Genomic DNA, 20,681 nt, shown 5'->3' on the forward strand with positions numbered 1-20,681 from the left:
TACTTAGCAGAAGCAAGCAGCACCGACGATGATTAAGAGGATAAATAATACGACTAATAGCGCAAATCCATTACCATGTGCGAAGCCCATTGTTATTTCCTCCTTTTATTTTAAGATACAACATACAATATGCAAATGAGCTATTGTTTGATATGGACATATATCATGCAATGACATATTTTCTTGAATGATAATGTAATAAAAAAGGGAAGATATAGAAATAACAGTAAGTGGAGAAAGGAATTTATCCATGAAGCACTTTTTCGCTATAATCCTTTGTTTAATAGGTGTATTCATTTGGATGAACATCGATGTGGAAATGGGGAAGGAAATGGCTAGTGAATATGAATTAGGACAAGTTCGATTAGGTGAATTTCAATTATATACGAACGGTGAAGAGTTATATAGAAAATTATTTGAGGATATAAACGATGCAGAAAAGTATATATATATCCATTTTTATATTGTAGGAAAAGATGAAATAAGCCAAGAGTTTTTACAGTTATTAGAGAAAAAAGCATCTAGCGGAGTAGAAGTGAAATTGTCAGTCGATCGGATAGGTGGATATAAGCTGAAGAAAAAGGTAATTAGCCGATTAAAGGAAAACGGTGTGAAGTTTACATTTAGTAAAAAACCGAAACTGAAAAATGTGTTCTATTCTTTGCATCAACGGAATCATAGACGTATTGTTACGATAGATGGAAAGGTATCATACGTCGGTGGTTTTAATATCGGAAAGGAGTACCTTGGACAAAATCCAAAGTTTGGGCCATGGCGTGATTATCACGTGCGCATCCATGGTGAGGGTGCAGCGGATATGGAAAGAAAGTTCGCCGAAGATTGGAAAGAAGATACAGGAGAAAAAATGCCTATACATGAAAGTATACCTACATTAGGGAATGTGAAATATCAATATTTATTTTCAAATGGAAAAGGCTTATGGGAAAAGTATGGGGCACTTTTAAAAAAGGCTAAAAAGTCTTTAATTATCGCTACACCATATTTTGTACCAAGTAAAGAAATGGTGCAAGAGTTAAAAGCTGCATTAAATCGTGGTGTTAATGTGAAAATTCTCGTGCCATTTAAAAGTGATGCCATATTGTTAAAACAAGCTGCCTATCCATATTTGAAAGATATGTTACATGCTGGAGCGGAGATTTATCAATATCGAAATGGATTTTTTCATGGGAAAGTAACAATTATTGATGGAGAAATTGTTGATATTGGGACAGCGAATTTTGATAATAGAAGTTTTTATTTAAATTGTGAGTCTAACTGTATCATATATGATAAAACAGTTGTTGATGAAGTATGGAGTCGATTACAGGTAGACTTTCATAAATCAAAACGATTTTCTGAAGAAGATTTTGAGAAAATTAGTAGATGGGATTGGTTTTTAGCGAGAATAGCGAATGTTTTAGCATCATATTTATAGTATATGGACAAAAGAGAAGGGAGGCGCTTTAATGGACTGTATGAAAGAATTAATGAAATATAGTTATATGCTAATATACAAGGTTGGAGAGTATGCTGGAAAGGTCAGAGACGAAGAATTAAAAAATCTATTACAGCACCATTTACCATATATGTTACAAGCATATAATGAACAAGTAAATTTTCAAGAAGGAGAGAATGTGCAGCATATAACCTGTGAAACAATGGAGTTTGATTTGCATGAAATGGGAAAGGAAACAGTTAGTAAATATACAGGGGATATTCATATTGCAACCAGTTATATTGCGCATTTGAAACGATTAGCTTTAAAGTTTGCTCAAGTTGCAGTGGAAGTTGCTAACCCAGAGTTTCGCTCATTTTTGGAAAATTGTTTCCTGAAAATGAACCGTTACGCTTATAGTGTGTGGCAATATGTTATGAAGAAGGAATATAAGATTACACATCTATATGAAAATGAAAAGTTTGCATGAGAAACTAAGGCGAAATGGTATGCGCCTTAGTTTTTTTTACGTCTATTGAGAGAAAAAACTAGTTTTATTGTGTATCGATTGGAAATGAAATATATAAATTAAAATTAGGTTTTGTTATCGGAAAATTTACAAAAATTTACCGTATATTTACTGTTTTTCAATCTCTCCTTTAAAAATAGAGAGTAATATGAGGTTGTACATATTCTATCACAAGGAGGAAACGCAAATGAACAAATGGGTTAAATCATTAACTGCTATGGCACTTGCAAGTTCTTTATTAATGGTAGGTTGTAGTAAAGGTGAGGACAAGAAGAAAGAAGACGACACAACAACACAACAAGAGGACAAAAAGGATAAAGAAACAAGCGGAACCGAGAAGTCTACTGATTCTAAAGAAAAGAAATAAAGTAATAATAAAGCTTCCTCTTATATATGAGGAAGTTTTTTTGTTGTAAATTGACTGAGATTATTGAAAAATAGAAAGAGAATGAAAGAGGGGGAAAACAAATGAAAGTATGTATATTGGGAGCAACAGGACGAGTAGGTTCAAACATAATTAATTTAGCATTAAAGGATTCAGCTGAAGTGACTGCATTAGCGCGTGATTTAAATAGAATAGAAATACAACATGAAAGGTTAAGAGTGATAGAAGGGAATGTATTGAACGAAAATGATATAAAGAAAGCGATAGAAGGAAGTGATATAGTAATTAGTGCACTTGGAACGGATCAAAATGGAACATTAGCGAAGAGTATGCCACAAATTATAAAGAAAATGGAAGAAGATGGGGTTCGTAGGATCATAACAATAGGAACAGCTGGTATTTTACAAGCAAGAACAGATCTAAATTTATATCGTTTTCAATCAACGGAATCAAAAAGGAAAACGACAACGGCAGCGGAAGATCATTTGGCTGCATATAAGGTACTAAGTAATAGTAATAATTTATGTTGGACAGTTGTTTGTCCGACACATTTAATAGATGGTGAGGCGACAGAGGTATATCGAACTGAAAAAGATATATTGCCAGAGGGTGGATCAAAAATTACAGTGGGTGATACAGCACACTTTGCATGGGATCTATGTAAGAAAAATATATATGAAAATAGTCGAGTAGGTATTGCATATTAAAAAACCATCCCGAAGTCGGGATGGTTAAAAGATGATATAACACAAGAAGATGATAATCATAATGATTTGGAGAATTGCTTTCGCTACTGTACTGCTTAAAAAACCAACTACAGTAGCGACTCCAACTAGAAAAGCATCTTTTGGCGATTTTTTATGTACTAGTTCTGTTATAAATACTGATAAGAACGGTATGATAATAAGTCCGAATGGTGGGAAGAAGAACGAGCCGACAATGATAGAAATCATTCCGACACGTTCACCCCATTTAGAACTACCGTATTTTTTTAAGAAATATCCATTTGCAATAAAATCAGCAACGAAAATGAAAAGAGTGAAAATGACTTGAATAATCCAAAAAGAAGTTGTTAATTCGCCTCCATTTATACCGAAATGGTAAATCAAATATCCAGCCCAGACAGCTAGTATGCCAGGGATAATTGGATAAATAAAGGCGAGAAATGAAACAACGAAACAGGCAATGATACAAATTGTTAATAAAACAGTCACTTTATAGCTCCTTTTTAATATCTAGTTTATGTACAGCAACTTTTTTGACTTGATGTCCATCAAGTTCTAATACTTTAAATTGAAAACCAGCGTATTCAATGGAATAGCCAGCTTCAATATTTAAGTCAACTGCTTGAGAGAGAAGCCATCCTCCGATTGTATCTAAATCACTATCATCAATATGTAGGCCAAACATATCATTTACTTCAGAAATAAGCACCTTTCCATCTAAAACAGTAAGCTTAGGTGTACGCTTTTCAATCATAGGTGATTCATCAGCATCGAATTCATCTTGAATTTCTCCAATGATTTCTTCAAGAATATCTTCCATCGTTAAAAGTCCGGCAGTACCACCATATTCATCCATAACGATTGCCATCTGAACGCGATTTTTTTGAAGGTGGACTAACGTTTTACGAATTGGAACTGTTTCAAATACAGTTAGAACAGGATGTATATAAGATTCAAGTGGTTTATAAATACCTTTCGTTTGATCATGGAATACTTCTTTCGTATTGATCATCCCAATGATATCATCTTTATCTTTTTCAATGATTGGATAGCGTGTATATTTTTCAGTAGCGACGATATCCATATTTTCTTCTAACGTATTTTCAGTAGACAAGCAAATCATTTCGGTACGAGGAACCATAATTTCTTTCGCAACTCGATCATCAAATTCAAAAATGTTATTTACATATTTATATTCGGTTTGGTTTATTTCACCGCTTTTAAAACTTTCACCTAAAATGAGTCGCAATTCCTCTTCAGAATGAGCAAGTTCACTTTCCTTCGCAGGTTCTAATCCGAGTAGTTTTGTGAAAAATATAGCTGTACTATTGAGTAGCCAAATGAATGGATACATAATTTTATCAAATAAAATAAGCGGTCTTGCAAATTTGAGTGTGATTGCTTCTGCTTTTTGAATTGCGAAAGACTTTGGAACTAATTCACCTAATACAACGTGGAAAAATGTAATAACACTAAAAGCAATAACAAAAGATAAAGTGTTAGCCATTGTTCCAGTAATATTAATTTTTTCAAAGAGCGGTCGTAGTATATGTTCCACAGTCGGTTCACCAAGCCAACCAAGCCCTAAAGAAGTGATTGTAATTCCGAGCTGACAAGCTGATAAATAAACATCTAAATTAGATAGGACGCTTCTTGCAGCTAAAGCTTGTTTATTACCTTCATTTGCAAGTTGGTCAATTCGACTTTTTCGTACTTTTACAACAGCGAATTCTGATGCAACGAAAAAGCCAGAAATAAGAATAAGTACAAAGATGAGAAAAATATTTAATATGTCCAAGCGTGTTCTCCATTCCAAGGTTTGGAATAAAGATGTCACCTCCTGCAATTATGTTATACTTTTATAATAAATCCAAATGAAAAGAATAGTCAAAGGAAAAGGGTAAATATTGGTATGTTTCTGTAATAGTTTTTGAATTTGCTGTTATTTTGTCCGCTATACAAAAGGAATAACCCCCTACTTTTAGATTATAGAGGGTTATTTTAAATTAAGGTTTTGGAACACTTCTCGTTAAAGTGTATGACTGTTGCTTGGAGTAGTTTGTGGTCCATAGTGTTTGAAGGAAAGAAAGTATGCTATATGGGATATAGAGTAGTAATAAGCCGATTGTAACAATTATGGGTGAATTTCCGCCAAATTGAACGATAAATTGTAACAGACCATTTGCATGAAAAACGCATTCCATAAAAACGAATGAAAGAATAATGGAACCTAAAATTGATTTATGATTTGAAGTAAGCGCTAAAAACAATGTGTCTACAAGAAAAGAATCATGTTTTATTTCATATTCATTTGTGTTTTTTAAGAAAGGAATCCATTTTTTTACTGCTTGCATAACGATAATCATGGAAGTACTACATACGATGATAAATGATGAGTAGTAAGGAAGGTTTATAAATTGTGCGATGTATAGAAGTGGTAATAAGACTGAACATTGTAATACTACAGTGCAAAAAGAGTAAGGTATCCATTTCAATACAATAGTAAACTTTTTAAACGAGTTAGGTACTTTGAAAAATAAATGGCCGATACCCAAACTTATGAAAAATCCGATCGCAAGGGTAAAAGTAAAACGAACAATCGATATAAAATATATTTCCCATATGTAAGGGAATAATGGTGTTGAATGATTAGAAGTATGTATCATTTGGTTTGCTGAGAAAAAGATAGATTCATGCATCCAATCAACCTTTGGAATTGATATAGAAGAAAGCTGTGCGAAGTTTTGAAAAATGCTAATAAATCCATTTTGATAAGAGTAATTGTGTGTAATAAAAAGAGCTGGAATAGGACTTATGGCAAAAATAACAATAACACCAATTATAAATTTACATATATGTGAGCGTAATAAGGACATATAACCACCTACTCTTAGAATATTCAGAAAATTCTTATTCTTATTTTAGCTTTTTTTGAAAGAAGTTACAATATATTTTTCATTTAGTAATTCAGAGAGAAGATTTGATAGCAAAAATATACAAGTGAAGGATTCATGAATAAATTATGACAAGAAAATGAATAATTTTCAGAAAAATAAAATAAATTATTTATTTTTTTCTGAAAATATAATATAGTTATGGCACAGAAAGTATTTTAACATAAGGAGGCTTTTTATGAGGATTAAAGGGAATTACGTGCCGAAAAGGGAAGTTTTACTGTGCTCAAGTTCGATTACGATTGGGGAAGCGTTAGAGCATTTAAATAAAACGGGGTATCGCTGTGTACCAGTTTTAGATGAAAAAAAAGAGAAATTTTTAGGGAATATATATAAAGTAGATATTTTAGAATATAAAGGATCACTTGATGAGAGTGTAATACAATTATTAAACGATAAAGAAGGATTTGTGAGAGAAGATTCATCTTTCTTTAAAGTATTTTTTACAATAAAAAAATTGCCTTATTTATCAGTAGTTGACGAAAAAGGGGTTTTCCTTGGAATTTTAACGCATAAAAAAGTTTTTGAGTTATTAGAGGATGCATGGGGCGTTCACTCTAGTAAATACTCTGTCATGATTGGAACGCAAGACTACAATGGAGCAATCCAAAAATTATCGACAGTTTTAAAGAAATACACTGGTATTCAAAGTTTGATGACTTTTGATAATGATGCCTTATTAGTTCGTAGAATTATGTTTACATTAGGAGAAGAGTTTAACGACGGTGAATTAGAGACATTATTGAAAGATTTAGAAGATCACGGATTTAGAGTTGTGTATGTGGAAGAGATGAAAAATCCACGTGAAGTTGAAACGATAGAGTAACATACAAAAGCCATCTAATTATATATTAGATGGCTTTTGTATGTTACGTGTATAAAGTTATTTGAAAATAACAATCGAATAATAGGTGAGATTGTAACAATATTTGTGTAAGAGAATAAAAAATGTAGATAATTTCGATTTTCAAAAAAATCAATTTGAAAATATGTTTTTATTTTGCAACTAAATATGTTACTATATGTGTGATAAAAACAAAGAGGTCTGACATCTACACTCCACGTAATAACACTCTAATGATTTAAAAATTCAAAAAAATCAAAATTCAAAATAATAATTGTATTAATGATTAGAGTAAAAATAAGGGGAATGGAGAAATTATGGAGAAAGACACTGCTTTGTAAGGGGCATATTTTATCATCTTGAGCAGAGAGGAGGATGCATAGCATATTGTAAAATATAGAGATAAACAATGAAAAAGTGCTATGCAAATGAAGAGCATGAAAGGACGTTTAAGGCCAGGTGATACGGTAGCAATTGGTTTAATGCTATTTGCATTATTTTTAGGAGCAGGAAATTTAATTTTTCCGCCAGTTTTAGGTCAACAAGCAGGAGAGAATGTTTGGATTGCTACAATAGGATTCCTTGTAACGGGAGTCGGATTACCCCTACTAGCTGTAACAGCTGTCGCGTTTGTAGAGGGGGACTTGAAAGCGCTATCTTCTAGAGTCCACCCTATATTTGCGTTTATTTTCCCATTGATTAGTTATTTAGCAATTGGACCATTTTTCGCGATTCCTCGTACTGGAGCTGTTTCGTTTGAAATGGGTATGAAGCCGTTTTTATCAGAGGCAATGGTTTCAGAGTGGTACATGCTATTTCTTTTCACGATAGTTTTCTTCGGAATAACGTGGTATTTATCATTAAATCCATCTAAATTAGTGGATTGGTTCGGAAAGTTTCTTACACCATTATTAGTATTAATTGTCGCTGTTATTGTCGGAAAGGCAATTATTGATCCAATTGGAGAGCCAGCTGCGCCGTTAGCTGCTTACAAAGAAAATGCTTTCTTTGGTGGATTTATTCAAGGATATTTAACGATGGATGCAATTAGCGCGCTCGTATTCGGAATTGTCGTTGTACAAGTTATCCGCTCTAAAGGGATAAAAGAGAGTAGTCAAATTGCAAAAATAACAGTAGTATCAGGTATTATTGCTGTACTTGGTTTAACGTTAATTTATTTATCACTTGCTTATCTTGGTTCAACAAGTACATCACTTGGTATCTCAGAAAACGGTGGCCTTATTTTAACGAATGTTGTAAATGAGCTATATGGGACGAGTGGTAAAATTTTATTAGGGCTTGTTATTATACTCGCTTGTTTAACAACTTCTGTTGGGTTAACATCTGCGTGTGCAGGTTTCTTTACAAACTTATTCCCAAAACTTTCGCATAAAACGATTGTAACAATGGTATGTGTATTTAGTTTAATTGTATCTAACCTAGGTTTAACACAATTAATCGCAGTAACATTACCTGTGTTAATGATCATTTATCCAGTTGCAATTGTATTAATCGTACTTTCGTATTTCCATAAGTGGATTGGGAAGCGTAATACAATTTATATTGGAGCTATTTTAGGTGCATTGTTAATTAGTTTCTTTAACGGTTTAGAAAGTGCGAAAATTAAAATTGACGCGATTTCTAATGTACTACAAATGTTACCGTTATATAACGAAGGAATCGGATGGTTAATTCCATCATGTATTGGCGGGATTCTCGGTTTCTTCTTCTATAAATCAAATGAATCAAGTGAATTACAAAAGAAAGGTGCTTAGGCACCTTTCTTTTTTTGAAGGGGATTTTTGTATTTTGTCTAAGTAATAATTGGGGGGAATGATAAATGGCTAATTTTGAAGATTTTTTAAATTTGGATTTGAGAATTGGAACTGTAATACATGCAGAGGAATTTAAAGAAGCGAGAGTACCAGCGATTAAACTAGCAATAGATTTTGGAGAAATCGGGATAAAGCAGTCAAGTGCTCAAATTACGAAAAGGTATATTCCAGAAGATTTAATCGGTCAACAAATCGTTGCTGTTGTAAACTTTCCACCAAAGCGTGTAGCTGGATTCAAATCAGAAGTGCTTGTGCTTGGTGGTGTTCCTGAAGCTGATGATGTTGTGTTACTTCAGCCTAATATGGAATTGCCAAATGGAACAAAAATTAGCTAGGGTGAAGGTAGGGGCTAATATGGATATCGGACGAGAATATTTGCAATGTGCGATTTCGAACTTTAAAGCAACAAAGAAACAAGGGGAACGGGCACTTTCTCAATTATCATATGAACAAATACAATGGTCTTCTCATGAAGAAACAAATAGTATAGCGATTATTATTAAGCATCTGCACGGTAATATGCGTTCTAGATGGACGGATTTTTTAACGTCTGATGGTGAAAAAACAGATCGTAATCGAGATGGTGAATTTGAAGGATGCTATCATTCAAAAGAAGAAACCCTTATAGCTTGGCAAGAAGGATGGAAATATGTTTTTAATACGATGAATACTTTAACGCCGGAACACTTATTGAAGACGGTATACATTCGCGGTGAAGCACATACTGTCATGCAAGCAATTGAAAGGCAAATTTCTCATTATGCATTGCATATTGGTCAGATTATTTACATTGGGAAGATGTTAAAAGAAAATGAGTGGGAATGTTTAAGTATTCCGAGAGGTCAGTCTGCGCGTTATGTAGAGAAAAAACGTTCAACATAATAATAAGAAAGAAACCGATAAAAAATAGGAAAAAAGAAAGTCAGCCAAATAATAGATGGTTCTGTAATCATAAGAATACTGCCAAAAATAAGTCCATATATAATAAGAAAGAAATTGAAAAGTGTATTCACAGGGAGAAATCGTGAGACGAACACTTGCTGTCGTTTAAAACAATCACTGTGGAATAAATAAAAGCGGAAGTACCATGTGGCTGTAATAAGGTCTTTCTTTCTCACAATTCTTTTTTTGCATGTATGACAGATAAATGGTGGTTGCATTTCATTACGCTCCATTTTTTATTTTCATAATAATGTGAGACAAAAGTAGGTACAAAGTGTATGTTCCTATATACGCTCCTGCAATAAGGAAAAATGGATTCAGTAAAATTCCATGAATGCTCGTCATGAAAACTAAATCTTGTATTAAAACATCGTATATATTAATGGAAATAATTGTACCAAGTACATATAGTGCCAAGTACGCAGAAATATGTAGCACAATAGAGATTTTTGGTTGCTTAGCGGACAAATAAAAAATGAATGATAGAGCGATTGGTAATATTCCTATTAATAGCTTCAATTCATTTCACCTCATTAACAATATAGCCGAAATTTTAACGGTCTATTCTCTAGGGCTTGTACATAACTTGAAATAGAGAGGTGATAGTATGAATCGGGGCTTTTTTTTTATGAAGTTTACAAATATGCGTAAGTTAGTTTTATTTGTTATTACTACAGTGCTAGCGACTTTTTTTCTTATTAGTCTGATGGTAACCTCTATGAAAGAGACAAAGTCAACGTATTTATATAATTGGTTAAATGAGTTATCGATGAATGGTTACATGTATGTACTTGGAAAAGAGAATCATTATTTTACACAGGAGTATCGAAATTTGAATCAAGATTTTTCAATTTCTTCTTTTCTCTTTTCTATGGCTACAAATATTCGCTTTAATGATGTACGCAGTTTTGTCGGGAAAGAGCTCCCGGGATTTGGTAAGTACGATACAGAAATTGTTATTGCGGGTGAGGGTACAAATTATTCTAACTTACCGATAGAGTCGAGTGTTCCTCTTGAAGAAGTAGTGAAGGAACGGACTAGTGGAACTGGACAAGCACCTAAACAAGATACGAATAAAGAGAAAAAACAGCCGTCCCAAACGACTGGGAAGAGACAAGTTGCGTTTATTTATCATACACATAGCTGGGAATCTTATTTACCTTTACTTAACTTAACGAATGACCCGAATCCGAATAAAGCAACGAGTTCTGTGTCGAATATTTCTATATTAGGAGATCGTTTCCGTGAACAACTAGAAGGTGAAGGGATTGGGGCTACTAACGATAAGAGTGATGTTGGTCAAAAGTTAATAAGTAAAGGTTTAAACAGTAATAGTTCGTATAAAATGTCACGAGAAATTGTGCAGCAAGCTATGGCTGGAAATAAAGATCTTCAATACTTTTTTGATTTGCATCGTGATAGTGCCCGAAAGAATGTAACGACAAAAACAATTGGAGATAAATCATATGCAAAGCTTGCATTTGTAGTAGGGAAAGGAAATAAAAACTATGAAAAAAACTTACAATTAGCGACAGCTTTACATGAGGCGATTAATAAGAAATATCCAGGAGTGAGCCGTGGGGTCATTCAAAAAGGGTTCCAGACAGGAAATGGAATCTATAATCAAGACCTATCAGGACAAGCGATATTAATAGAAGTTGGCGGTGTAGATAATACAGAGGAAGAATTGAATCGATCAATTGATGCACTTGCTAAAGCATTTGGTGAATATTTTTGGCAGGCAGAAAAAGTGAATGGATAAAGTGAAATTTAAATTGGTGAGAGACCTCACCTGATGAGGAGGAATTCACAGTATTTTTGAAAAAACGTAAGTGTAATGCTTGCGTTTTTTCTTTGTAATGATGAGACGTCACAGAATAGACATAATTTGTCGTTGTTATAGTAATATCGAAATTTGTCAATTTATAGCAGGAGATTTACAAAGGGATTTTCAGGAAAGTAGAGAAAATCTTTTTATAAGGAAAACTTTTTATGATGAAACTGGTAGGGTGATTGAAGTGATTAGGGAGATCGAAATAGAAGATGCATCATCATTTTTGCAATTAAGTAAGCAATTAGATGAAGAAACGAAGTTTATGTTATATGAACCAGGAGAAAGAAAAACTACAGCTGAGCAACAAGAAAAAATGATCCATCGCTTTATAGAAAATGAATATGCAACAATATTTGTAGCAGTTGAAGATGAGAGGATAGTAGGTTTTATATTAGTGAATGGAAATAACATTCAAAGAAAGAGGCATGTGGCAACCATTGTAATTGGTATTTTACAAGAGTATAACGGGCGAGGTATTGGGACGAGATTGTTTAAAGAGGTTGAGAAGTGGGCAAAATTACATGATGTATGGCGTTTAGAATTAACAGTAATGGCCCACAATACAAGAGCTCAGGCACTATATAAAAAAGCTGGATTTGAGAAAGAAGGTGTCAAAAAAGCTGCTCTTATTATCGATGGAAAGGGCATCGATGAGTATGAAATGGCCAAATTATTAAAATAAGAGGTCGTTATATGAAAAAAAGATGGGCACTACTTGGTATTGTAGCTGCAATAATTATTATTGGAGTAGCAGGAATCAATTATAAAATGTATAAGGATAAGCAGGCGCGGGAAGTAAGTGTAAATAGCATATTTCCGAAAGCGAAAGAAACGATTGCTAATATGGATGGGGATATTGCGGTAATTAATAATCCGAATTCAATGCTTGTACTTGTAAATAAAAGTAGGCGTTTACCAGATGGGTATAGACCGCCAGATTTAGTTATTCCGAAAGTGCGCTACTCTAGTGAAGGGGATCAAGAAAAGAAAAAGATGAGAAAAGAGGCAGCGAGGGCGCTTGAGGATATGTTTCAGCAGGCTGACAACGAGCGTATTTTTCTTTTTGCAGTTTCTGGATTTAGATCTTTTGATCGACAAAAAGCATTAAATACGATGTATAAAAAACAAGACGGGGAAGCAAAAACAGCAATGTCTAGCGCGGTTCCTGGCACAAGTGAGCATCAAACTGGACTAGCTATGGATATTACGTCTCAATCTGCTAAATTTCAGTTAGAGACAGTTTTTGGGGAAACGAAAGAAGGTCAGTGGCTTTCTGAAAATGCCCATAAATTTGGTTTTGTGGTTCGATACACAAAAGCGAAAGAAACGATTACGGGCTATCGGTATGAACCATGGCACGTAAGGTATGTGGGAAATCCACAAGCTACATATTTGTATGATAATCAACTGACACTTGAAGAAGTAACAGAGTGAACAATTGAGGGGAGAGACGTACAATGACGATGTTATATAAGAAAAAAGTACATGCATATATTACAAGAGAACAAGAGGGGGTTATGCAATTACTTGTTTTTAAACATCGTGATATACATGAAGCTGGTATTCAAGTGCCAGGGGGAACGGTTGATGAAGGTGAAACGTTAGAAGCTGCTATATTGCGTGAAGTACAGGAAGAATCCGGATTGCGTCATTTATGCATAGAGCGTTTTTTAGCAGATTACATTATACATATGAAAGAAAAACAGGAGTATGAAAAACGCCACTTTTTCCATGTAACTTTACTAACAGATGTAAAGGATACTTGGGAACATATTGTAAGTGCTGGTGAGGAAGATAAAGGATTAGTATTTTGCTACGAATGGGTTGATATTGCAAAATGCCCTGAATTAGCTGGAAAACAAGGTGAGTTTTTACATTTATTAGATGAAGTATACGCACAGTAATGTAAGAGTCTGAAGCGAAGGCTAATCCGTTTCAGACTTTTTTTATTTTTCGGGAAATTAAAGGTGTTTAAATAAGGATATTGAATTTCTTTAAAGGGATATTAATTTAGGATGTGTTGAGATGAAAAATTGAAAAAGTAAGGGGTATATGCTAAAAAAAGTTCATATAAGGGAGAATATAAATGGAAATTCAGTTTAATCCAATCTTAAAAAAGGAATTAACAATTCAAGATATTCAAAATGAAATGGAATCTGGAAAGCTAACTTCAAAAGAGCTAGTGATGTATTATCTCTATAGAATCGCAAAGTATGATCAAGACGGGCCGAAAATTAATTCAATTTTAGAAATCAATCCAGATGCTATTTTTATTGCAGAAGCGTTAGATTATGAAAGAAAGATAAACGGCGTAAGGGGACCATTGCATGGAATACCTGTTTTGCTTAAGGATAATATTGAAACGAATGACTTCATGCATACAAGTGCAGGTACAATAGCTCTAGAACAAAATATAAGCAGTGAAGATGCATTTCTCGTTACTAAACTGCGAGAAGCAGGGGCAGTGATAATAGGAAAAACGAATATGACAGAATTAGCAAATGCAATGTCTTTTGACATGTGGGCTGGATATAGTGCAAGAGGTGGTCAAACAATCAATCCATATGGAACTGGCAAGGATCATATGTTTGTTGGCGGATCTAGTACAGGATCTGCAATAGCAGTTGCTGCTAACTTTACAGTAGTATCTGTTGGGACAGAAACCGATGCTTCTATTGTGAGCCCCGCTGTTCAAAATTCTGTAGTAGGTATTAAACCGACTGTCGGTTTAATTAGTCGTAGAGGAATTATTCCATTTACTTATTCGCAAGATACAGCTGGACCATTTGCTAGAACGGTAACCGATGCTGCTATTTTGCTAGGAAGTTTAACTGGAGTGGATGAGAAAGATGTAGTTACTCACAAAAGTGACGGTAGGGCATATCGGGATTATACATCTTACCTTGATGCAAATGGTTTAAATGGAGCGAAGATTGGTGTGTTTAACGATGCACCAAAAGATTATTACGAAAATGGTGAGTATGATGAAATCTTGTTTAAGGAAACGATCCAAGTATTACGTAATGAAGGAGCGACAGTAGTAGAAAATATTGATATTCCTTCTTTTCATAGAGAATGGAGCTGGGGAGTTCCGCTTTATGAGCTGAAGCATAGTTTAGATAACTATCTTTCTAAATTACCTTCTACTATCCCGGTACATTCTATTTCGGAGTTAATGGAGTTTAATAAAAACATAGCAGAAAGAGCTTTAAAATATGGACAAACTAAGTTAGAGGGAAGAAAAGATTTTCCTAATACGTTACGAAATCCAGAATATTTAAATGCGAGATTAGAAGATATATATTTTTCTCAAGAACAAGGCATTGATTTTGCATTGGAAAAATATAATCTTGATGCGATACTGTTTCCTTCCTATATAGGTTCTACTATATGTGCGAAAGCGGGTTATCCGTCTATAGCAATACCGGCAGGGTATATGGAAAGCGGGAGGCCTTTTGGAATTACCATTGCAAGCACTGCCTTTAGTGAAGGGATATTAATTAAATTAGCTTATGCTTTTGAACAAGCGACAAAGCATAGAAAAATCCCCAACTTATCATGAATAGAATAAACGAAGAGGACAGGAATCCCTGTCCTCTTTGTTTTAGTGATTAAATTGAAATATCGTTCTGCTCTGTCTTATGATATTTTAATAAACTAAAAGATAAACAAGCGGAACATAAAATAAGAATAGAAGCGATGATATAAATTGTACGAACACCGAACATATCAGTAATAATGCCAATGATAAGCATAGATAGTCCAGAGGCTGTTGAAAGAAGTGCGCCATGTGCTGTATACATTTTTGATAATAAAGAAGGGGCGACACTTGATTGTAAAACAGTCGTTTGGGAAATATCTCTAATTTGATAACAGGGTCCCATTAGAACACATAGAAAAAGCGCAATAAATCCGCTGCTTGTCATACCATATAAAAATGTAAGAATGCTAAATATAAGAGAGCCAATCGACATAGATCGTATTAAATTGTTTTGAATATAGGAACTCATTTTCCAGGCTAATAGACCACCGATTAACGTGCCAACATAATAACTTGTATTAATATACCCCCACCATTCTTCGCCCTTATGAAGGATAGTCGTAACGTATGCCATCGTAATAGCGCCAATCCATATTGTCCCTGCGAAAGTTTCGATTAAGTCCATATATGTAACGGTACGGAGAGAAGGATTTTGAAATAGGAGTTTCCAACCTTCCAATAAAACAGTACTTTTGGAAGAGGGAGAATCTGCTATTCTTTCAGTATGTATGGAACGTAATGAAAAATGTAATGCAATGCATCCGAAAATCATTAAAATGTTATTAATCATGAGTGTAGAAGTAGCGCCAATGAGAAGAACGACAATACTCGTAAATGAATAAGCAACGGCTTGCACAATTTGTGTTGAAAAGGAAAAGATACTATTTACTTTTACTAATTTTTCTTTCGGTGTAAGGCGCGGAAGAATACCGTATAATAATGGAGCACTCCACCCGCTACATAATGAAATGACAAAAATAAAAGTTAATAGAGCTATAATGTTTGTGGATAAGACCGGGAACAAAATCATTAATAATAGTAAAAAGACTGTTTTCAACCATTGGAGCGTATATAGCAGCGTATAAGATGGAAAACGATTTATTATAAGTGGTGCAGAGATGTTAGCAATTAGATTTGTGATAACTTGTAATAATGGAAAAAGAGCAGTAATAGTAGCTGATTTAGTTGCTATATAAATATGAGTTGTAATAATCATTACATATACGATGTCAGCGAGAGTAATGCATATTTTGGAACCTAAATAGTAGATTAGTGACAGGTTTCTCAATAAGAATATCACCTCTATAAAAAATAGTATTTAGTAATTGTAATAATTGTAATTTAAAAATTAAAATTTTTAAAGAATTTAATTTTTTGTCACTTTTTGAAAGGGATTTTCATGTATAATGAAGAATATATTGATATAGTATTATATTAATGATCATTGTAACAGTGAATATGTACAATAGCTTGTAGCAAACGCCCAAGTGTAAGAAAGGGCGGATAAACCATTCTTTTCTTCATATACATATAGAAAATGAGAAAGAAAGTGAGGGTTGCATATGGCTGCTTGGGTAATTTGGTTTATAATAGCTGGTATTTTATTTATCGCGGAAATGTTGTCGATTACATTTTACATGCTTTGGCTTGGAATTGGAGCTGTTGTCGGAGGTCTTATTGCTTTGTTTGCTCCTGATGCACTACTGTTACAAGTTACTGTTGGTGCAATTGTAAGTTTAACTTTGACATTCTTTACGAAAAGAATTTCAAAAAACTTTCGAGAAGCAAAAGGTTTTACTGATACAGTAGATATGCTTGTTGGTAAAAGAGGGATTGTTATGCAAGCGATTACAAATGAAGCGAATGGTATTGTGAAGGTGGATGGAGATACTTGGACAGCTATTGCAGATTCTTCAATTGATGCTGGAGAAAAAGTCGTTGTTATAAAGAGGCATAGTACTATATTACAAGTGAAAAAGGAGAGTGAATAAATATGGTAGCATTAACGTTAACGATTATATTCGCACTAATTGTAGTTACATTTATCGCATTAACAATTAAAATTATTCCTCAGCAAAAAGTTGGGGTTGTTGAAAGATTTGGTAAGTTTCAACGTATAATGCACCCAGGGTTAAATATTTTAATACCAATTGTAGATCGTGTTCGTGTATATCATGACTTACGCATTCAACAAACGAATGTACCACCGCAAAAGGTAATTACGAAAGATAATGTTCAAGTAGAGATTGATACAATTATTTTCTATCAAATTGTTGAACCAGAACTTGCGACATATGGTATTTCAAACTATGAATATGGTGTTCGTAATATTACTTCAGCAACGATGCGTCAAATCATCGGTAAAATGGAACTGGATGAAACGTTATCTGGTCGTGAAAAAATTTCAACAGAAATCCGCTTAGCGCTTGATGAAGCAACAGAAAAATGGGGCGTACGTATTGAACGTGTCGAAGTTGTTGATATTAACCCGCCAAAAGATGTGCAAGCATCAATGGAAAAACAAATGAAGGCTGAGCGTAATAAACGTGCGATTATTTTAGAAGCTGAAGCAGCAAAACAAGATAAAGTCCTTCGCGCTGAAGGGGAAAAGCAAAGTAAAATCTTGATGGCTGAAGGGGATAAAGAAGCGCGTATTCGCGAAGCTGAAGGTATAAAAGAAGCAAAAGAATTAGAAGCACAAGGGGAAGCACGAGCAATTGAAGAAATTGCAAAAGCAGAACAAAATCGTATTGAATTGCTTCGTGAAGCAAATTTGGATGAGCGTATACTTGCTTACAAATCATTTGAATCATTAGCTGAAGTTGCAAAAGGACCAGCAAATAAAGTCTTTATTCCGTCTAATGCAATTGAAACACTTGGTACTCTTGGGGCAATTGGAGAAATATTTAAAGAAAAACAAGCGAAGAAACTACTTTCAAATGATACAGGAAAAGAACAATAAAAGTGAGGAAGAGAAATGGTATACCATTTCTCTTTTTTTGTGCGTATATTCTGAAAAGCTTGTACATATCCATGTATAAAGAAGGTGATGCAGTGAAAAAGTATGCAACTCGAATACATGGGAAGAAACTGATTTCGTTACTCCTTTTATATGCGCTAATAGTAATTATAATAGCGTCGATTTTGACGTCATTTTTACATACAATGAAATCGAATTATGCAAATCAATGGTTTGGAAAAGTATCGATGCAAGGTTTTGTTCAAATGATAGAAAGTGAGAATCGCTATTACGGATTTGATTATTTTAAGAAGAATAAAAGAGAGTCAGTTGGAAATTTAATGTTCTCTATCGCGACAGATTTGAAAATTAAAGATTTAAGAACATTCGTCGGTAAAGAAGTACCTGGTATGTCAAAGTATTATTCTAATATTATCGTAGCTGGGGAAGGGACAAACTTGACGAATATCCCAAATGAATCTAGTGTACCGATTGAAGAAGTAACGAAAGAACGGGAAATAGCAAAAGATAAAGTTACAGAAGCAGAAAAGAATAATCCGGTTCAGAAAAAGAACGGAGCGAAAAAAGGTGAAAGTGCAGTATATATTTATCATACACATAGCTGGGAATCCTTCTTTCCATTATTACCAGGGGCAACTGATCCATCTAGCCCAGATGTAAATGTGTCTTTACTAGGGAAACGTATGAAAGAGCAACTTGAAGGACAAGGAATTCCGGTAGTTCATGATAAAACGAATATGGGTGATTTATTAGCGAGTAAAAAGTGGGTATGGTATCAGTCATATAAAGCGTCTCATGAATATGTAAAAGAAGCATTAGCACAAAATAATAAAATTGCGTTTCCGATTGATATACACCGTGACGATCAGCGTAAGAAAGTAACAACAAAAGTAATTAACGGAAAATCGTATGCAAGATTATATTTTATAATTGGGATGGAAAATGAAGGCCGTGCTGAAAATGAAAAAATTGCAAGAGCGATCAATAGTTATTTAGATGAAAACTATTACGGATTAAGTAGAGGGATTTTTCCAAAGTATAAAAAAGATGGAAATGGCGTTTATAACCAAGATTTATCGAAAAATGCGATGTTAATTGAAGTTGGTGGTGTTGATAATACGTTAGATGAATTATATAACACAATTGATGTGTTAACAGAAGCGTTTAGTAAATATTATTGGAATGATGCGGAAAAAGTGAATGGATAAGGGACGGGAGACCGTTCCTTTTTTATTTTGGAATCTTAAAATGTGATATAATGGAATTTTATGAATGTTAAATAAAGGGAGAGAGGAACATGCAAATACTACTAATACGCCACGGAGAATCAGAAGCTGATATTTTACATGTGCATGAAGGTCGAGCTGATTTTGAGTTAACTGACAAAGGGAGACAACAAGTACAAAGACTTGTACAGAAAGTGAAAAAAGATTTTTCACCAGATTTCATTTGGGCAAGCACATTAAAACGCGCTCGTGAAACGGGTGAAACATTAGCAGAAGCAATTGGTTGTCCAATTCAATTAGAAGAGGAATTAATGGAGTTTAATAATGGAGTGCAAGCAGGCTTATCATTTGAAGAAGCAAAGAAATATCCAGAGCCAAAGTTTCTTCATGATCGTTTTGAAAACGGGGAATCGTTTATTGAGTTTCGAATGAGAATAGAAGGAATCTTTTCTAAAATCTTGACAGAGAATACATATGACCGAATTGCAATTGTTGCCCATGGAGGCGTAATTAATAGTCTATTACGTGCATTTTTCAAAATGCCAATTTCAATGGACTACTATTTCAAAATGGGAGATACGGGAATAAGTTTAATTGAAATTGAGGGTGAACAAAAAACGGTGCATTTCATTAATGATACGAATCATTTGGACGGGATGTAAAGACTTATGTACAAAGTTGTATTTTTCGATGTTGACGGTACGTTATTAAGTGAGATTGATAGAAGCATGCACGAAAGTACAAAAGAAGCGGTACAAAGATTAATAGATAAAGGAATTCACGTAGTTGTTACAACTGGAAGACCATATAGTTTATGCTCACAATTTAAGGAACTAGGTATAAATACGTTTATTTCAGCAAATGGTGCACATATAAAATGTGGGAAAGAAGTTATACATAAATCAGTACTTTCAAGCGAAATCGTTCATGATATTTCAAATTTTGCTGAATTACATGGTCACAGTGTTTCTTACTTTACAGAAGAATTTGCAATGAATAATATTGCTTCCAAAGATGAACGTGTCATGCGAGCGTTAAATGAAACTTTAAATTTAGAGCAGTATCCTGACAAAGTTAGAAACTTATCAGATGAAATGTATTGCATATGTCTGTATGCTGATGACACAGAAGCTCAAAAATTCATTGAAAGATATCCAGCACTTACGTTTGAGCGTTTTCATGGTTACGTTATAAATGTATTGGAAGATAGTAAAGTATCGAAGCTAACTGCAATTCAAAAAGTATTGGAACATTTAAATATTAGTAAATCAGAAGCCATTGCCTTTGGCGATGGTGGAAATGATATTGAAATGTTGCAGTATGTAGGATTAGGAGTTGCGATGGGAAATGGTGGAGAGGAGTTGAAGAGAAGGGCTGATTTCCTTACAACGAAGGCGAGTGAAGGCGGAATTTCTTATGCGTTAAAGAAGTTGCGCATTATTTAAAACTAA

At 34.0% G+C, this 20,681-nt stretch carries 25 protein-coding genes; 18 read left to right on the forward strand and 7 right to left on the reverse strand.

Annotated elements, in window-relative coordinates; genetic code table 11:
* Nucleotides 1-3: 3 nt before the first annotated feature.
* Complete coding sequence (locus NST90_RS09950; RefSeq protein WP_000505094.1) at nucleotides 4-90, reverse strand: YjcZ family sporulation protein; 87 nt, start codon at nucleotides 88-90, stop codon at nucleotides 4-6.
* 160 nt (nucleotides 91-250) lie between these two features.
* On the opposite strand from NST90_RS09950, the gene cls reads away from it, so the two are divergent.
* The 4 genes from cls to NST90_RS09970 all read left to right on the forward strand — a co-directional run bounded on the left by cls (nucleotide 251) and on the right by NST90_RS09970 (nucleotide 3,056).
* Nucleotides 251-1,435 carry a cardiolipin synthase gene (gene cls, locus NST90_RS09955; protein ID WP_025710176.1) on the forward strand — a complete coding sequence of 395 codons (1,185 nt, stop codon included), beginning with the start codon at nucleotides 251-253 and terminating at the stop codon, nucleotides 1,433-1,435.
* A 31-nt stretch (nucleotides 1,436-1,466) separates the two neighbouring features.
* Nucleotides 1,467-1,925 (forward strand): spore coat protein, encoded by a 459-nt coding sequence (locus NST90_RS09960; RefSeq protein ID WP_000340527.1) that lies wholly within the window; start codon nucleotides 1,467-1,469, stop codon nucleotides 1,923-1,925.
* A 226-nt stretch (nucleotides 1,926-2,151) separates the two neighbouring features.
* Nucleotides 2,152-2,331: a hypothetical protein gene (locus NST90_RS09965; RefSeq protein WP_001045960.1), complete on the forward strand. Its 180-nt coding sequence runs from the start codon at nucleotides 2,152-2,154 to the stop codon at nucleotides 2,329-2,331.
* Between the two features lie 101 nt (nucleotides 2,332-2,432).
* Complete coding sequence (locus NST90_RS09970) at nucleotides 2,433-3,056, forward strand: SDR family oxidoreductase (protein ID WP_000861645.1); 624 nt, start codon at nucleotides 2,433-2,435, stop codon at nucleotides 3,054-3,056.
* Nucleotides 3,057-3,080: 24 nt separating this feature from the next.
* Here the strand turns inward: NST90_RS09970 and NST90_RS09975 are convergent, their stop codons facing one another.
* The 3 genes from NST90_RS09975 to NST90_RS09985 all read right to left on the reverse strand — a co-directional run bounded on the left by NST90_RS09975 (nucleotide 3,081) and on the right by NST90_RS09985 (nucleotide 5,950).
* Nucleotides 3,081-3,563 (reverse strand): DUF456 family protein, encoded by a 483-nt coding sequence (locus NST90_RS09975; RefSeq protein WP_000217339.1) that lies wholly within the window; start codon nucleotides 3,561-3,563, stop codon nucleotides 3,081-3,083.
* Between the two features lies 1 nt (nucleotide 3,564).
* Nucleotides 3,565-4,872 (reverse strand): hemolysin family protein, encoded by a 1,308-nt coding sequence (locus NST90_RS09980; RefSeq protein WP_000353738.1) that lies wholly within the window; start codon nucleotides 4,870-4,872, stop codon nucleotides 3,565-3,567.
* Between the two features lie 208 nt (nucleotides 4,873-5,080).
* The gene (locus NST90_RS09985) at nucleotides 5,081-5,950 is read right to left on the reverse strand and encodes a hypothetical protein (protein ID WP_283748203.1); all 870 of its coding nucleotides are present in this window, start codon (nucleotides 5,948-5,950) and stop codon (nucleotides 5,081-5,083) included.
* A gap of 256 nt (nucleotides 5,951-6,206) precedes the next feature.
* Between NST90_RS09985 and cbpA the strand changes: the two genes are divergently transcribed.
* From cbpA to NST90_RS10005, 4 genes are all read left to right on the forward strand, one after another.
* Nucleotides 6,207-6,854: a cyclic di-AMP binding protein CbpA gene (cbpA, locus tag NST90_RS09990; RefSeq protein ID WP_001220526.1), complete on the forward strand. Its 648-nt coding sequence runs from the start codon at nucleotides 6,207-6,209 to the stop codon at nucleotides 6,852-6,854.
* A 440-nt stretch (nucleotides 6,855-7,294) separates the two neighbouring features.
* Nucleotides 7,295-8,647, forward strand: a complete 1,353-nt coding sequence (brnQ, locus tag NST90_RS09995) for a branched-chain amino acid transport system II carrier protein (protein ID WP_001999653.1) — start codon at nucleotides 7,295-7,297, stop codon at nucleotides 8,645-8,647.
* Nucleotides 8,648-8,712: 65 nt separating this feature from the next.
* Nucleotides 8,713-9,042, forward strand: coding sequence for a chaperone CsaA (gene csaA / locus NST90_RS10000; protein ID WP_001263013.1), 330 nt, complete (start codon nucleotides 8,713-8,715; stop codon nucleotides 9,040-9,042).
* Nucleotides 9,023-9,589: a DUF1572 domain-containing protein gene (locus NST90_RS10005; RefSeq protein WP_000435830.1), complete on the forward strand. Its 567-nt coding sequence runs from the start codon at nucleotides 9,023-9,025 to the stop codon at nucleotides 9,587-9,589. The genes csaA and NST90_RS10005 overlap by 20 nt, the downstream gene beginning before the upstream one ends.
* Here the strand turns inward: NST90_RS10005 and NST90_RS10010 are convergent.
* Together NST90_RS10010 and NST90_RS10015 are read right to left on the reverse strand one after the other, a co-directional pair.
* Nucleotides 9,562-9,867 carry a hypothetical protein gene (locus NST90_RS10010; protein ID WP_041183981.1) on the reverse strand — a complete coding sequence of 102 codons (306 nt, stop codon included), beginning with the start codon at nucleotides 9,865-9,867 and terminating at the stop codon, nucleotides 9,562-9,564. The genes NST90_RS10005 and NST90_RS10010 overlap by 28 nt on opposite strands.
* Before the next feature lie 4 nt (nucleotides 9,868-9,871).
* Complete coding sequence (locus tag NST90_RS10015) at nucleotides 9,872-10,168, reverse strand: hypothetical protein (protein ID WP_000770738.1); 297 nt, start codon at nucleotides 10,166-10,168, stop codon at nucleotides 9,872-9,874.
* 88 nt (nucleotides 10,169-10,256) lie between these two features.
* On the opposite strand from NST90_RS10015, the gene NST90_RS10020 reads away from it, so the two are divergent.
* From NST90_RS10020 to NST90_RS10040, 5 genes are all read left to right on the forward strand, one after another.
* The gene (locus NST90_RS10020) at nucleotides 10,257-11,411 is read left to right on the forward strand and encodes a stage II sporulation protein P (RefSeq protein ID WP_001079278.1); all 1,155 of its coding nucleotides are present in this window, start codon (nucleotides 10,257-10,259) and stop codon (nucleotides 11,409-11,411) included.
* A 256-nt stretch (nucleotides 11,412-11,667) separates the two neighbouring features.
* A complete protein-coding gene (locus NST90_RS10025) occupies nucleotides 11,668-12,165 on the forward strand; it encodes a GNAT family N-acetyltransferase (RefSeq protein ID WP_000617576.1) in 498 nt (165 codons plus the stop codon).
* A gap of 11 nt (nucleotides 12,166-12,176) precedes the next feature.
* Nucleotides 12,177-12,917 carry a M15 family metallopeptidase gene (locus tag NST90_RS10030; RefSeq protein WP_000747647.1) on the forward strand — a complete coding sequence of 247 codons (741 nt, stop codon included), beginning with the start codon at nucleotides 12,177-12,179 and terminating at the stop codon, nucleotides 12,915-12,917.
* A 23-nt stretch (nucleotides 12,918-12,940) separates the two neighbouring features.
* Nucleotides 12,941-13,387 carry an NUDIX domain-containing protein gene (locus tag NST90_RS10035; RefSeq protein ID WP_000178293.1) on the forward strand — a complete coding sequence of 149 codons (447 nt, stop codon included), beginning with the start codon at nucleotides 12,941-12,943 and terminating at the stop codon, nucleotides 13,385-13,387.
* A gap of 182 nt (nucleotides 13,388-13,569) precedes the next feature.
* The gene (locus NST90_RS10040; RefSeq protein ID WP_048558197.1) at nucleotides 13,570-15,045 is read left to right on the forward strand and encodes an amidase family protein; all 1,476 of its coding nucleotides are present in this window, start codon (nucleotides 13,570-13,572) and stop codon (nucleotides 15,043-15,045) included.
* 49 nt (nucleotides 15,046-15,094) lie between these two features.
* On the opposite strand, the gene NST90_RS10045 is transcribed toward NST90_RS10040, so the two are convergent.
* On the reverse strand, nucleotides 15,095-16,312 hold the full coding sequence (locus NST90_RS10045) for an MFS transporter (RefSeq protein WP_001245229.1): 1,218 nt from the start codon (nucleotides 16,310-16,312) through the stop codon (nucleotides 15,095-15,097).
* Nucleotides 16,313-16,586: 274 nt separating this feature from the next.
* Here NST90_RS10045 and NST90_RS10050 point away from each other — a divergent pair, with 274 nt between their 5' ends.
* The 5 genes from NST90_RS10050 (at nucleotide 16,587) to NST90_RS10070 (ending at nucleotide 20,675) form a co-directional block, all read left to right on the forward strand.
* Entirely contained in the window at nucleotides 16,587-17,015 is a 429-nt protein-coding gene (locus NST90_RS10050; protein WP_000741976.1) for an NfeD family protein, read from the forward strand.
* Between the two features lie 2 nt (nucleotides 17,016-17,017).
* A complete protein-coding gene (locus NST90_RS10055) occupies nucleotides 17,018-17,986 on the forward strand; it encodes an SPFH domain-containing protein (protein ID WP_000226251.1) in 969 nt (322 codons plus the stop codon).
* A gap of 20 nt (nucleotides 17,987-18,006) precedes the next feature.
* Nucleotides 18,007-19,212 carry a stage II sporulation protein P gene (locus tag NST90_RS10060; RefSeq protein WP_309306822.1) on the forward strand — a complete coding sequence of 402 codons (1,206 nt, stop codon included), beginning with the start codon at nucleotides 18,007-18,009 and terminating at the stop codon, nucleotides 19,210-19,212.
* A gap of 89 nt (nucleotides 19,213-19,301) precedes the next feature.
* Nucleotides 19,302-19,892 (forward strand): histidine phosphatase family protein, encoded by a 591-nt coding sequence (locus NST90_RS10065; protein ID WP_001166439.1) that lies wholly within the window; start codon nucleotides 19,302-19,304, stop codon nucleotides 19,890-19,892.
* A 6-nt stretch (nucleotides 19,893-19,898) separates the two neighbouring features.
* On the forward strand, nucleotides 19,899-20,675 hold the full coding sequence (locus tag NST90_RS10070) for a Cof-type HAD-IIB family hydrolase (RefSeq protein WP_000278974.1): 777 nt from the start codon (nucleotides 19,899-19,901) through the stop codon (nucleotides 20,673-20,675).
* Nucleotides 20,676-20,681: the final 6 nt, after the last annotated feature.

The organism is Bacillus sp. FSL E2-8900, from assembly GCF_037966225.1.
Lineage (GTDB): Bacteria > Bacillota > Bacilli > Bacillales > Bacillaceae_G > Bacillus_A > Bacillus_A cereus.